At 61.4% G+C, this 14,632-nt stretch carries 7 protein-coding genes; 2 read left to right on the top strand and 5 right to left on the bottom strand.

Annotated features, from left to right (window positions below):
• Positions 1-5: 5 nt before the first annotated feature.
• From NKJ20_RS15840 to NKJ20_RS15825, 4 genes are read right to left on the bottom strand one after another with little or no spacing between them, the layout of a single operon-like run.
• Positions 6-626 carry a SctK family type III secretion system sorting platform protein gene (locus NKJ20_RS15840; protein ID WP_352449133.1) on the bottom strand — a complete coding sequence of 207 codons (621 nt, stop codon included), beginning with the start codon at positions 624-626 and terminating at the stop codon, positions 6-8.
• Complete coding sequence (sctJ, locus tag NKJ20_RS15835; RefSeq protein ID WP_352745173.1) at positions 623-1,450, bottom strand: type III secretion system inner membrane ring lipoprotein SctJ; 828 nt, start codon at positions 1,448-1,450, stop codon at positions 623-625. The genes NKJ20_RS15840 and sctJ overlap by 4 nt, the downstream gene beginning before the upstream one ends.
• A gap of 22 nt (positions 1,451-1,472) precedes the next feature.
• The gene (locus NKJ20_RS15830; protein ID WP_352745171.1) at positions 1,473-2,102 is read right to left on the bottom strand and encodes a hypothetical protein; all 630 of its coding nucleotides are present in this window, start codon (positions 2,100-2,102) and stop codon (positions 1,473-1,475) included.
• 18 nt (positions 2,103-2,120) lie between these two features.
• The gene (locus tag NKJ20_RS15825) at positions 2,121-2,768 is read right to left on the bottom strand and encodes a type III secretion protein (protein ID WP_352449135.1); all 648 of its coding nucleotides are present in this window, start codon (positions 2,766-2,768) and stop codon (positions 2,121-2,123) included.
• A 232-nt stretch (positions 2,769-3,000) separates the two neighbouring features.
• Here NKJ20_RS15825 and NKJ20_RS15820 point away from each other — a divergent pair, with 232 nt between their 5' ends.
• On the top strand, positions 3,001-3,723 hold the full coding sequence (locus tag NKJ20_RS15820) for a L,D-transpeptidase (RefSeq protein ID WP_352745168.1): 723 nt from the start codon (positions 3,001-3,003) through the stop codon (positions 3,721-3,723).
• Positions 3,710-4,759 (top strand): LysR family transcriptional regulator, encoded by a 1,050-nt coding sequence (locus NKJ20_RS15815; RefSeq protein ID WP_352745165.1) that lies wholly within the window; start codon positions 3,710-3,712, stop codon positions 4,757-4,759. The genes NKJ20_RS15820 and NKJ20_RS15815 overlap by 14 nt, the downstream gene beginning before the upstream one ends.
• Here the strand turns inward: NKJ20_RS15815 and NKJ20_RS15810 are convergent.
• Positions 4,732-14,601, bottom strand: coding sequence for a LysM peptidoglycan-binding domain-containing protein (locus NKJ20_RS15810; protein ID WP_352745162.1), 9,870 nt, complete (start codon positions 14,599-14,601; stop codon positions 4,732-4,734). The genes NKJ20_RS15815 and NKJ20_RS15810 overlap by 28 nt on opposite strands.
• Positions 14,602-14,632: the final 31 nt, after the last annotated feature.

Below are 14,632 nucleotides of genomic sequence, written 5' to 3'. Positions count from 1 at the left end.
CTCGTCTAGCTCATCGCTCGTCGAACAATCGCGGGGCCGGCCTCGGCAAATGGTTCGGCTACCGGCTGGTGAATAAGCTGTTGCGGCATCAGCTTGAGACGCACCCGCATGCTCGTATCGCTCGGCATGGTCTGACACCAGGCGCCAAGGCAACTCAGGCCGTCGGCATAGACGCGACCGGAAATGTCTTCCAGCGGCCCCAACCGCTGCATCGGGCCGGCCAGGTCGCGGTTGGCTACGGCGAAAGCACATAGATCAGCGCCAAGCGCCGCCTGCAACGCGGCCGCTTCGCGCCCGACAATGACAGCGGCCAGACTCCCGGCCCAGTAGATCGCGCCCGAGCGAAGCGCAAGTTCCTCCAACTCTTCGCCAGACGACAAGGCGATCGCTCGATCCACCGCATCGGCCGGCTCTTCGACTGCTGGAGAGAGCCTATGCCGGTCGAGCAGAAGCTTCGACAGTCGCTCCTGCAGGCGTTGCGACCGCAGCATGCGCTCGCAGGCAGCCTCGCCGATGGCGCCGTCAAAGCACTCCGCGAGCCAAGCCGCATCCACATAGGATGCGGGGTTGGACATGAATGCCTGCCATTCCGGGCTGGCAGTTTGCTCCGAGCCGGGCTGGGTCATGTTTTCTTCACCGACATTGCGGAAGCATCGAGCGCATAGATGCCGGGCCGTCGATACCACTGCATGTAGGCCAACCGACCAGCCAGCGCGAGTATGGCCGCCGCCATGCCGTAAAACAGCGACATCGCGGCGGCGACGCTGTCGGGATGTAGCCACAGGCCGAGGAAGCTGGTGAACCCGGCCTCGCCGGTTTCCTGCTCGGGGGCTGTCGCTGCAACCGGAATGAGGGTGACGGAAACATTGTCATAGGTCAGTCCGGCGATGCCCTTAGCCACCAGCATCTTGACCTGCGGGATGAGCTCATTCATCGGAACGGATGCGCGATGCCGGATGAACACGGAGGCGGAGGACGGTACCAGTTGCTGCCTCAGCGGATCGTTTTCGGGCAGTACGAGATGAACGCGCGCCGAAAGTACGCCGTCGATGTCCGAAATCGTCTGCGACAGCTCCTGGCTCAGGCCATAGATCATCGTTGCCCGCTCTTCCACCGGCGAGGACACAAGCCCATCCCTCTTGAACACCTCGCCGAGCGTCTGGAATTCCTGTTTGGGCAAGCCGCTCTCGTCGAGAATGGCCATAGCTTCGGCGAAGCGGCCCTTCTGTACGGAAACCGTCATCTTGCCGTCCTTGCCGACCTCGCGTTGGGCCGGGATCCCGTGACGCATGAGCGTGGCCACGATCTCGTTGGCCTGCCGCTGGTTGAGGTTGGAATACAACTCCACCGAACACGCCTGGAGCACAAGCATACCCATGACAACGAGCGCAACGCGAAACCTGGCGCCGCATCGATCCAATCGCGTTAAACGCCGCAGCGAGGTTGGCATGGGCGCGAACACTCCGCGGCGCTTACTGTTGCTTGATCAGCGTGCTGGTGGACGACGTGACAGCCGTCACGCTGCTCGTAACCACCTCGAGATTGGCGGCCGCCCACATCACCGAAATCGATCGTTCCAGGAGTTGCTCTGCATTCTTGGCTCGGGAGTCTTCGCCTTCCTTGCCGGACAGAGCCATCTTGTCGGCGCGATCCTGCGCGGCGGCCGTTTCAGCACTTTCGGGGGCGTTAGCCTGGCCAAGAGCCTTCTGTACCTGCTGCATGGTTCCTTCCAGCGACTTAACGGCAGAACCGAAAAGGGCCGATGGTTCCGTGAACACCCCACCTGCAGCCTTCTCCGTCTCGGCCATGTAGTCGAAGAGTTTGTGTTCGACGATCGGCTCGGTCTTCTCCGGTTTGGAAGTCTGTCCGCCGATTGCCGGATTGGCGCCGGGCGTCTGCGCCACCTGCTGACCAGCCGGCATCGCGACATCACTGCGCTCAGGCATATTGACCTTCGCGGCATCGTGCTTTTCTTGCTTGGCGCCCACCATTCGGTTACCGGGCTGCGCTGCCGCGGCGGCGGTGATTTGCTGTTGCGAACTTATGCTGGTGGTCAAGTTTGCAAGCGTAGCCTCTAGGGCTCCAATCGGCGCGATTTGCATGAATGTGCCCTCCAGTTCTTAGTTCGGTTTGGCGGAGGGGACAGTCTGCGCCTCCGCCTGCTTTCCGCGGAAAACGCGGACCGACACAGCTTTGCCGGTCTCCTGCTTCGTGCTCGGCGTGGCAGGAACCCCGAGCGTTTTCCTGACGAGTTCGATGTAGGATGGCGGCCCCGATACCGAGATGACATCGTCTTGCTTGGAAACCTTTATTGGAAACTTCGGGTCGTTGACGCCCAGCCGTGAAAGCCTGTCTTCGGCGTCAGCAGCCATGTTGGCATCAAGCGGGATCATTTCCGTCTGGACTTCCGCTTCGGTCGCGACGTTCATGACGATACCGTCGAAATGCCAGACCAGCCCGTATCGATTGCATATCTCTTCGAGGAACTCGCGGGCCGTTCCAACCGGCATGCCGGCGCTCAGGCGCCCCTTTACCAGCTTGCTGACACGCATGGGCACCCGCATGTTGCGGCCGAGCTCAACCAGCGCGTCTGTCACGGACTGATCGATCGTGATGTATTTGTAAGGGCCAGGGGGCCAGCGCGGTTCGGCAGCGGACGCACGCTGCCAATCAAAGCCGAGCGCCAGGATGACGGCAAGGCCGCAGGCGACAACGGTAGCCCTGCCTCCCGACAACCGATCCGCATGGTAGATACCGCGTCCCGTCACATTGGTCCTATCGCAAGCGACCCACGAGTGATGACCCGCCTCGCTTACTTCATAGCTTGTCCGCCGATGTCATCCTATCGCGCACACTCGAAAATTGGAAGTCCAATTGGATTATATATCAACGACCTGTGCCAAATGTTGCGAACGATCCGCAAGGCGATATGGTGCCGCGTTGGAATCGGTTACCACGGGATTCGCAATCGTCGGTTCAATGTGGAAGGGAGTGGTCTCGGTGACGGCAAACAACAGGCTGCTCGCGAACTTGGACCTGCCCGCAGGCGTTGCTCGAAGCAAGAGGTTTGTGGCAACGCGTCTTGTCGAGGGATTGAGTGCATCGGTTCTGGTCGCCGTGGCGTCGCTTGCCGCCATCGCTTCGGCGCAGGCCCAATCGAACAGCGGTTATGACCCTAGAAGCTGGACATACGATCGGGCGAGAAATGTACTGGTCTCCCCTAGCGCTTCCGGCCTGACGTCGGACGGAGAAATCGTGCCCGGGCGGTCAGTGATTCCCAGGCAGGTCGTGACATTCAACGAGGCTCAGCCGAAGGGGTCGATCGTGATCAACACCACGGAGCGGAGCCTCTATTACATCCTGGGGGGCGGCAAAGCGCTGCGATACGCGGTGGGGGTTGGCAAGGAGGGGCTGGAGTGGTCCGGTCGCGACACGATTTCGAAAAAGAAGGACTGGCCAGATTGGCGGCCGCCGGCCGAAATGCGATCCAGAGAAGCCTCAAAGGGCCGCTTCCTGCCCGCGCATGTCGAGGGAGGACCGAACAATCCATTGGGCGCGCGCGCATTGTATATCGGCAAGACGCTCTATCGCGTCCACGGCACCAACCAGCCATGGACCGTCGGACAGGCCAACTCCTCCGGTTGCATTCGCATGACCAACGAAGATGTGATCGATCTTTACGACCGAGTGAAGATCGGTACCCAGATCATTGTACGGCATTGATGGTTCGACGCCCCCTCCCCGGAAAGCCGCAGATGAGCGATCGACCGTAATGATACCTTTCAAAATCAAGCAGCTCGAAACCTTTCTCCTGGTGGCGACTCTCGGAAGCTTTCGAAAGGCGGCGGAACGCCTGAATACCACGCAGCCGGCGGTATCCACACGAATTGCCGGGTTGGAGGAAGCGCTGGGTGCCAAGCTGTTCGAGCGGCAGAGCAGCACAGTCAGGCTGACCGCCGAAGGACAACGGCTGCTACCACCTGCCCAACGGGTCCTGCGCGTAGCGGAGCGGCTGCAACTGATGGCCAGCTCTCTTTCAGAGACTTCAGAGACGACGAGGGTGCTGAGGCTTGGGGTTGCCGAAACGATCGTGCACACCTGGCTCCCGGATTTCCTCAAGGCACTGAAGGCAAACTATCCGCTTGTCGAGACGGATATCGTCGTCGATGCAACGACGACCCTTCGCAATGAACTCATGTCACACCGGCTCGATCTTGCGGTGCTGATGGGCCCTGTCCTGGAGTACAGCATCGAGAATATCGGGATGCCGTCCTTTCCGCTTGTTTGGGTCTGCTCGCCGCAATTGGAATTGCCCAATCGACGCAAGGTGACGCTGAACGACTTGATGCAGTTTCCGATCATCAGCTACGCGCGAACCACGCGCCCCTATAGCGAACTCTACCGCAAGCTCACCGGTGAATTCGAAGAGACGCCGCGCATATTTCCGGCCAATTCGCTGGCCGCTTCCATCAAGATGACACTCAACGGAATCGGAATAGCTTCCCTGCCCGCGGGAGTCGTCCAAGACTATATCGCAAACGGTAAACTGCGCATCGTCGAATGCGAATGGCACCCGTCCGACTTGCAGTTTACCGCCTCCTATTCTTCCGAACCATCCAATCCGATAGCGGAGCGGGCGGCAAAGCTGGCCGCCTCCGTAGCAAACGCCTATGCCGCGAGAACCGGCAAGGCGCAGGAGCCAACGGACGACAGGCTTGGCCCCGCGGTTTCTCAGCCGGTCGAGGTGACCGGCAGATAGATACGGTCGCCTGAGAAGATCAGGTCCGGGCTCAGGATATGATCCATGTTGAGCACAACCGTGTCCGCCACATCCGCAGAATGGGTCTTGGCGATCAGGCGAATGCTGTCGCCGTCCTTGACCTCGACCCACTGATAGCCGTCTTTCTCCAGCGTTGGGTTCGTGCGGCCCTCAGGGTTGCTGCTGCCCTCGGCATGAGCCTCGACATAGTCGCCGGAAACCCAGCCGCTATGTATTTCGCCATCCGGTGCGAAACCTTCGACAGGTATCCAGGTCTCCCCTGACGCATCGGTCGATGGCTTCGCGGTCTGTTCGACGAATGTGCCGGGTTGCAGAACCGTTCCCACAGTCGAATCCCCGTCAGGTTGGGTCCGCAAATTCAGGCCGTCATCGGCGACCACGACAAGTTGCGGGAAATCCTCCCCCGGGATCTGCGGGCCACCTGGAACATCCGAAGGATCATCGGGTTGCTGGGACGAGGCATCGCCATCCGGTTTTTTCGGATCGGGTGGAGGGGGCGTCTTCGCGCCCTCCCAAGGCTCCGCGAGCAGGGCGTCCAGCGAGAAGAGAAGCATTCCAACGCCGAAGGTGATGCCCAGAGTCCACCGATCCCATGCAGCCCATCTCTTGTCGGACTTTTCCGCCACCGCGATATCAGCATCGGTTCGCGGCACTGAACGGCGATTCATCCGGTCCGTCCTTATGGCCGACGCCCAGAATTCCGCGCAGCCGAAGGTGAACATGGTGCCGGCGACTGTGGCGATCGGCGCCGGCCAGGAGTGCACCGTATAGACAGCGCAGCCAAGCACATAGCCGGGTCCAGCCAGATATTCGGCCAGGTTTCGGATCACCGGTCTGCCGGTGAACGACTGCAGCATCGACTTCGTGCCATAGACGATGTTGCCGAGCGTGAACGTGCTGTTGACGACAAGATCCTTACCCTGGATCATCCCGGTCGCGGCACCTGGTGCTGCGGCAATGAATGTGGCTCCGCCGAGCGCGTTGAGGAATCGCCCGAACGGCTTGTGACTTGCGGTTGCGTTGGGGAAGAGCGCCTGCGCGCCGAAAACCATGCCTCGCACGCCAAATGCCACCGATCCGGCGGTGGCGGTCCAGGTTGGCGGCAACGAACTCCACAACATGTAGGAGGTGGTCGACATGCCGCCAAAGGTGGCGAGCGCCTGAGCGTTTTCCCGCATCCTGGCATGGCTGAGGGCCAGATCGACGCTGGTGCCCTGATCCGGCGTCATCGCCTTTTTATGGGTCGCCCGATAGGTCGTTATCTGCAGCACGGAAAGCGCGTTTGTTTGCTCCGTCGACATCCAGGCAAACTGCTTGGGCGTGAACTTGCGCAACTGGCCGGGGCTTAACTCGCCAAGCTGCTTCGGCGTCAGCGCCGCTATCTGTTGCTTCCTCAGCGCCTCGATCTGATGAATGGTCAGAGCGCCAAGCTGCTCCCGCATAAGCGCCGAGATGTGGTCCGGCGACAGCTTTGCCGTTGTCGCGGGATCGCGTGCTGCGACGAGATCAGGGTCCAACGCCGCGAACTGGGTCGCATCGAGATGGCCGAATTGGGCAGGTCTCATGGCGGCGACTTGTTCCGACGTAAGCGCATTGCGCTGCTCATCACTGAGCTTGGCGATCTGGTCGGGTGTCAGCTTGCGCACTTGCTCAATGGTCAAGGCAGCAAGCTGCTCGGGTGAAACGGCAGCGACCTGATCCGGTCGCAAAGCGCTGATACGGCCAGGGGCAACGGCCTGCAATCTGCTTGGCCTGATCGCCTGGAGCTGTTCGGCACTCAGCGCCCGCAACTGCTTCGGTCGAAGCGCCGCAAGTTGATCAAACGTCAGCTGCCCGATCTGCTCGGGGCTCAGTGCAGCAACCTGCTCGGGCGCCAGCTTGGCGATGTGCTCCGGCTTGATGGCGTGCAATTGCGTGCCGGTCAGTTCGGAAATCTGATCGGCTGAAAGCGCCCTGACCTCCGGCCCGGTCGGCGCTCGCACCGGTTCCGCATATCCTGGTTCCGCGGCGGAGCTCACCGGAAGCTCAAGGCTGACGATCTTTCCGCTGGCAGGGTCAAAAACCGCCCTGCCCCGGTCGGGCACCGGCGGCCATGTAGCGGCTGTCGGCGTTTCGGCAGCAATATTCACCGCCTGCGGCGTTTCGCCAGTCACAGCCGGGGCTTCGTTGCTGACCACCTCGGCCACTGGGGGCGGCGGCGCTTCGGTCGGCGCTGGCGTATTGACATCCCAGAACTCGTCGGCCGGCCGCAAGATGACCTGCGGGCGTTTTTGTGTCGAGGTGCCGGGCGCGACGGCATCTTCATTGCGCGTGAATTCACCGACGAAATTCCCGTCCGGATCCATGGTCCGCCAGCCATAGACCTCGCTCCATGGTATGCTGCCGTCGATTGCGGTCTCGTCTACGCGGGCCATCCTGTCGCCGACGGGTCGGCCCATTGCCTCGAATTCAGTCGGGACGTGGAGGCGCGGTCTGCTCGGATTCAGCGTGTAGAGATAAGTGTAACCTTGCTGCCGCGCGGCTCGTGACTCTTCCGAAACGAAAGCCTTGGCTCCCGAGATCGACTGGCTCGTGCCGACGAAACGGCCATGGGTATTGCCCATGACATAGCTGCTCAGGGCGATGCCTTGCGGATTGTCCACCCAGATTCCTGTCGGGGGCGGTGGTGAGAAGCCTCCCGCGTCCCTAATCTCGGTTGGCGAGCGGGTATCGGCCCGGAACACAAACGGGCCGACATTGCCGCGCAACGGTCTTGTAGGGTCGCCCGCGCCTTCGACAGGCTGATTGCCCTCCTCGGGATGCCCAAGGCTCCCCGGCATATGGTCGTCAGAAGCACCACGTATCCAGGGTAGAACATAGGGCTCTCCGGTTTCCGGATCCCGGAACAGGATATGTGACTTGTGCATCAACTCCAGTTCGTCGCCGCGCGCTATCGGAGCATCAGCCGGCGGCACATAGACATTCTCCGGGCTCTTTGGCAGCGGTCCGTAACGGGTTGCCGTCACGGACTGCCCGTTCTCGTCCCTTATCTGGATCGGTCCGCTTCGGCGGCTGCCCACCTGCGAGGAGAGGAACGTCAGCACGCCGTCGGCAACGTTCTGGCGCACGAAGCCGCCATCGACGATCGACGGGCCGAATTCCGTCCGGAATTGCTCTATCGCCGCGCGCTGGTCGGGTCTCGCCTTCTTTTCCAGTTCGCCGAGGAACTGCTCCAGGGAGGCCTTGCCACCCTTCGGAATGGCTGTCGCCGCGCCGTCACGCGAGGTTTCTAAGGCATGAGCAAGCCAGGCCGGGACCGTCAGCGTTTCATTCTGTCCATCGGCTCGATCGAAGGTCAGCGTCGCTGTTTCATCCTTGGCGATTGAAGGAGCGATCTTGGCAGCCTTGGACTTGTACTGGATTCTCACTTCAGCACTGAAAGCCACCGCCCCGGCAGGCAGAGGAGGTGTCGACAGTGAAAGCGTGTAGCGCGTCGCCGGCGTGCCGTGCGAACCGTACAGGTTCTGATAGATGTTGCCGGCGCTCGGCATATAACGGGGCTGCGGCGTCCCGTCGGGACTGAAGCGCGCCGGCAGCCACGACTGTACCGTCGATTTCACCTTATAGGCCGCGGAAGTTATCGTCCGGTCGGGATTGAAATCCAGCACACCGGGAAGCCTGTTGCGGTCGTTGAAGATGATGTCGACCAGCATCGCCTCGGGATTGACGACGCGTGCCTTCTCACCGGTCAGCAAAACGATGTCTGCCGTGGGCGCCTTGCCCGGTACGGCCGAAAGCCGCAACCCGCTTAGCGTCGGTTCATCAACAAACGAAACTGTGTTCGACGGATCGATCTGACCAGATTTGACGAGGTCGCGGATCGACCGGATGCCATCACCCTGTCCGATCGCTGCGATGAGTTCGGACGCCTTCGCCGGATCCTCGACCGCGAACTGGATCTTCAGGCTTGTCGAGCCGAGAGCGGACTGGATCTGGTCGTAGGTCTGCTTCGACACGATGTCACCCGGCTGGAGCGTGTCCTTGACGGGCACTTCCGGGCGCTTCTCGAAGCCGACGCGTGGCATCTGGTCGACCGCCCCGACATGATTGGCCACGATCGGCAGCCGCAGTCCGACCTTTGTTTCGGTCATGACACGGTCGAACGGAAGCGCACCTTCCAGCTTGACGTGGCCAGCGCTGTTTTCCGCCGGCACGCCAAGGAAATCGTGCTGGCCGGGGGCGAGCGTGACCTCCTCGCCCTTGAGCGAAGGCGTATAGGTCATCTCGATCACGGTGCCTTCGCCGTCTGGCGTCACGCCGACGATGGCAGCATCCAGCGGCTTGGCGTTGTAGCCAGTCGCATCGCTGAATATCGCCTTGGTTGCCGCCGCCGAAAGATCGCTGCTGCGAACCGGGAAAGCCGTCTGATTGGACACCGGCCAGACACCGGCCTGAAGGCCGGTGATGTTCCTGTATTCCCGTGCCCGGTAGGATACGACGCCTTGAGTGCCGAGCGCATCCGTGAATGGTGTCAGGCTGCGCTGGCTGATGCTGTCGACGACCGACCACCCGATCATGCCGACATCGGTCTTTGTCCCAATACCGAAGCCCACGGCCGCGACCGTCGGCGAGCCGATGTCGAAGCCCTGGCCCGTATTTAAGCGCGTCCGGAATGTGACGCCGATGCGGAAGTCGGGCAGTATGTCGCGGAGCGGCGTGCGCGGTATCTGAACGCCATCCGGGCCGTAGCGCTCGGCCAACTCGCGGTTCGAATAATAGCTCTTTTCTGCCTCGTATCGCGCTACAAGCTGCTCGACGCTCAGCCCGTCAAGATAGGCTGAGGGAGTCTTGGTATCCTTGCCACTGGTGTAGATGTACCCGCTTGTGTCGGGTTCCGGCATGCCGGTGAAGCTGCGCGTCTCCGGATCCCAGACGAGGCGCATCGAGTCGTCTTTTCCTGCCGGCTTGTTCGGCACAATGATGGGATCGCTATCAGCGGGAGGCGGTGAATTGCGCCCGGTCGACCCATGCGGATTGCGGCCCGGCAGCATCGTCGGACCGTCACCGCTGGCGTCGCTGGTCTTGATCACTTCTCCCGGTATCACAGGATGGTTGGGATCCTGGAAGACCCGCTCCCCCGTCGGCCTGTAAACGCCGTCGGCGCCAATTTCATAGACATTCATCGGACGTCCGGAGGGGCCGGGTTCCAGCGCCGGAGGCGACTGCCGTGGTCCTCTGCCGTCGGACCAGGGCGGCGGCTGGTGCGGTCCGCCGCTGCCCGGTGGCTGGTTGGCGCCGGGACCATTGGCGCTTGCCTGCGTGCCCGTTCCAGGTCGCAGTGTCCGCAGACCGTGAATGCCGAGGCCCGTGCCGGCAATGCCGGTGCCAAGGCCCGTAAGCGCGTTGGCAAGCTGAAGACCGTTCATCTGGTCTCCGTTGACGGCGAGATCGTAGGCCGATGTCGCCAGCAAAGGTGCACCGACAATCACGGAGCCGACATCCGCTCCCCACGCCAGCTTGTTCAGGCCGGCGGTCGACTGCATGTAGGTTCGGGTTTCGAGCGCCAGGGGCGAGCTGGACCGTGTTGCGCCTATGCTGCCACGGAAGGCCTGCAGGGCCGTCATTTCCTTTCCCGCCAATCCGGCGGCCGTCATTTCCCTTCCTGCTAATCCAATGGTGCGCAGACCGCTGGAAGCCATCGGCAGAACCGTGGTTGCCACGCTGGCGACATTCATCAGCGACTCGGTATCGTCCCACTCGCCGCCATGTTCCAGATGGTTGACCTGGTTTATGACCGCTCGGGTGCCGAGATAGGCAGCGCCCGTATAGGCCAAGGGTGCTGCAATCGGCGCGGCCGGCGTGAACGACAGAATGGTGGCTACACCCGTCCCGATGCCAACCAGCGGATCGACGACCTTGTCCCAAGCAGAAACATTGCGCGACTTGACGACTTCCAGTTCGATCCTGCCGTCATCGCCGGCCTTCATCTCCAGACCCTTGGGGACGACGAGCTTGCCATCTTCGCCGAACTGGTTGTTGTTGTCCTGGAAATCTCCGAGGTCGTCGAACTTTTTGCCGGTCACATCGACATAGCGAGTGTTGCCGTCTCCGTCACGCACAGCAAACAGCGCGACCTGCTGTGTCCCGACCTCGTCGTCAACATAGAAAATCGGCACGCTGCGCACATAAGGATTGTCGCCGCCGATATCGCGGATCTCTTCCGTCACATTCTCGATCGCCTCGCGACCTTCCTCGGTCGAACGATCTATGCCGAGCGTTCTGGCGACCGTCTCCTCAATGGCCGTGCCGCGCTGTTCACGGAACTCGTTGTCGTAGCCGCTGTCGAGCAGTTGCTGGAACTTCGGCTGATAGATGCCGTCAAGCGTCTGCTGCTCATGCTCGTCTAGATAGGTCTTATCCACCGTGCTGTTTCGGTCAACCAGCAACGAGGGATCGCTGGACCGAAGCTCATGATAGTCGCTGAAGCCTTGCACCAGCCCGCGCAGCTCCTCGGCCTGCGTTATCTGAAGCCTTGTCGCGTCCAGCTTGAGTTTGGCGACCGCTAGTTCGGGATCAACCCAGCGTCCACTGGCGTCGTCATCTTTTGTATCCAGGTCGATCCAGACTGCCTTCCCGCTCTGGGTCAACGCATCGATCCCTATCTCGTTGTATGTCTGGGCAACCTCCGGCGCCACCTTGATTGTCTGTCCGCCGACGTTGATCTCGACAGGCTGCACGCCATTGGGCAGGGTGCCTTCAGGAGCATCGACTGTTCCTGGCCCGTGCTCCGTCAACGCATTGTTGAAGTTGGTCTGCAGCGTTGACAGCTCGGAGTTCAGGTCTTCAATGCTGTCGCCGAGCTGCCGATCCAGGACATCGTTGAGATTCTGCGCCGCCTGCGCCTCGCTGGCCCTCACCGCTTCCAGGCCATTTGCCGTGCACACCCGCCCGGTGGAACTGCTGCCGCCCAAAAGCTGCTGCCAGTCCTTGTTGAGTTGCCGATCGCGGTACTCATCCCTGACGTTCGTTTCGCTCAGATTGTAGGTGAGCTGCTGCTCGGTCGTGCCCTCTTCGAACTGGTTGACCACCCACAGCTGGCCGTCGCGGACCTCAAGTCTTTGCGATTGGAAGAGACCCAGATAATCGCCACTGACCCTTTGATGTTTCTTTCCCTGTTCGAACAGAAACTGGTGCTCGCTATTATATTCGGCGAGCAGTCTCTGCTCGAGGTCCGTCTGCTGCGCACCCACTTGCGTGGCATCGGCATGGGCGTTGAAGTAGCTTTGATAGGCTTCCGCCAATTCGAGCTGATTGCCTGCTGTCGTCTGCAGCGCCTTGAGGTCCTGATATTCCTTCGAGTCGGTCGGAATGCCGTCAAGCTCGGCTTGCCCCACCAGGAAGTCGATGGTGAGCTTGTCGCCCTTGCTCAGATGCAGGCCGACTTCGGAGAACAGCTGATCGACAGCCGCATGATCCGCGAGGCCTTGCGCGTACTGCGTTTGCCGATTGGGACCTGGCTGCCCTTGCGCGGATGCAACGTCTGCATTGGGATCAATCAGCGGGGCTAGTTCGCTCTGCTGGGTGATGGCGTCGGCGAGAATGCGCCCGGCAGTCTCATATTCGCCACGGGCATCCTGCGCGTTCTGCTGCAAGGTGTTGGCCTTGGTAAGCCGCTCCTGCGCATCGGCAAGCGTGCCTTCCGGTTTCTGCGGGGTCCATTGCAGACCATGGGGTGCCAACGCCTCGTTTATAACTGTCTGCGCCCCATCAACAGCATCCTTGTAGGCGGAGTCGAGCATATAGACGTTGAACTGTTCCTGCCGCTGACCGGCCAGAGCTCGCGTCTCTGTAATTTGGGACAGCGCGATGTTCTCAGCAATGATGGCCTGGGCCACCTCGGGATCGACCCAGGTCCAGACGCCATCGATCTTCATCGGCGTCCACTTTCCGCCGGAGGGTGCATTACCCTGCGGCGGATCGCCGAATGGATTGACAACCCTGTTCTCACCGTCCAGCTCGGGCGTGGCGACGGTACCTAGACCATATCTCTCGATCAGGTCCTGTTTGTTTTGTCCGGCTTCTTCTGCCGCGTCGATGAGACTGGGCAAGGCGTCACCCGCCAGCAGCCCTTCGACGAAGGTCTTTACGACCTCGCCCTCTTTTGCCTCCGTGGCATCACTGCTGTTTGGGTTCACCGCCAACAGCGTCCTGGCCAACGCCTCCTGCGTACTTCCTGCTTCGATCTTCAGGTCGGTCCCGGTGGTGTTGTTGTGCAGCGTCATGCTGCCATCAGGGCTCGTGGTCAGCGTATAACCGTTGAAGGTGACTTCCACGGTCGTGCGGGTACCGTTTTCGATGGTAACCTTTTCGCCCGGGTGAATGATGTCGGGGTCACGAGGGGAATTGAAGAGCTCGGGGTTCGTTCTCCTCAGATCGTCCAGCGACACGCCATATTGCTGCGCTATCAGGGTCAGGTTGTCGCCTGGCTTCACCTCGTACTCGACGGGCTCGCCGCCATTGATCTCCTCGGTAGTCGTTGTCGTCACCCGACCGTTCTTGTCGGTGACGATCGTGGTTTCAGTTCCGGCCTTCGGATCGACCATTGTGGTTGTGATCTCGCCCGTTTCGGTGTTGCGAACACTGTTGCGCGTCCTGCCGTTCCCGTCCTCCGACACCGTCGTTTCCTTGCCGTCAGACGTCGTCACGACGGTGCGCTCATCATGCTGGTAGTCGTGATAGTAGACGGTCTTGTCGCCGGTGTGCGGATCGACGACTTCAACCGACTGCACGTCACCATTGTCGCTCGTCGGTTCGCGCGTCGTGACCTGATAGCCGGCGGCCTGCAGCTCGGCGATCACCTGCTCGTTGGTCAGACCCCTTTCCTGCGCGATTTGCTCGATGCTCTTGCCGTCCGCGAGATCATCCTTGATGCCCTGGGTGGGTGCCCCGCCCGGATCCTGAGATGCAGCGAGGACGGTCTTGCCACCATCTGGACCGTTGACGGTGGTGACCGGCAAGGCCGGCCCGTTCCCGGGTGTAACGGTTTCCACCGAAGCGCCGTTCGGCAAGGTGGTCCGCTCGGTGACGGTTCCGGTGCGCAGATCGTCTTCGTAACGCGTCGTGATGGCACCGGTGTCGGGATTATGGCTGCTGGTTTCCTTGCGCCCGAGCCCATCCCGGATCGGCGTAGTGGTTGCCGTGCCGTTGGGTTGCTCCACGCTCGTGTAGTAGCTGTCGTGCTGGTAGTCGTAATATTGCGTGATGGTGCGGCCGCTGGCATCCGTGATCTTCGTCGTCAGCACGTCGCCATTGCCGCTCGGGTCAGCGGTCGAAACGGTCATCCCGCCGGACCTGAGCGCGGCGATAACCTGTTCGCGCGTCACGCCCCGGGCAGATGCAATCTGGTCGATGCTTTTGCCGCCGGTAACGTTGCTGACAATGTTGCGCGCAGCCGTCGCTTCCGCGCCGTTGTCTTCGGGCGTGCTGCCATCCAGTTTCACCGGTGTCGCGGCCAGCGCGAGATCGGTCTGCGTGTAGAGAGCCGGCGTCACCGTCCTGCCATTGACGGATGTGCCGTTGCTGGCGTTGACGACGTTGACACTCGGCGCTGCCGAAGCCGCAACCGGCGGCGACTGAAGCGAATCCAGTTGCGTGCTCACATGGGCCAGTTCCTGGCGGGCCTGTGCCGCCCAATCACGCTCGCCCATCCTGTTGGCAAGCCTGATCTGCTCCCGCAGCTTGGCAGCCTGGGCCTCCAGCCGCGCTATCTGCGCGGCGTTTGCCTTGGCATTGACCTTTTGCGGCTGGACCGGCGGCTTGGTGGGCGTTATCGGGCGAACCATGAGGAAGATCTCCGGAAATTAACGTTGCCGG

It is taken from the genome of Mesorhizobium sp. M0185, assembly GCF_040322175.1.
Lineage (GTDB): Bacteria > Pseudomonadota > Alphaproteobacteria > Rhizobiales > Rhizobiaceae > Mesorhizobium.
This window is presented reverse-complemented; position numbering and strand designations above follow the sequence as displayed.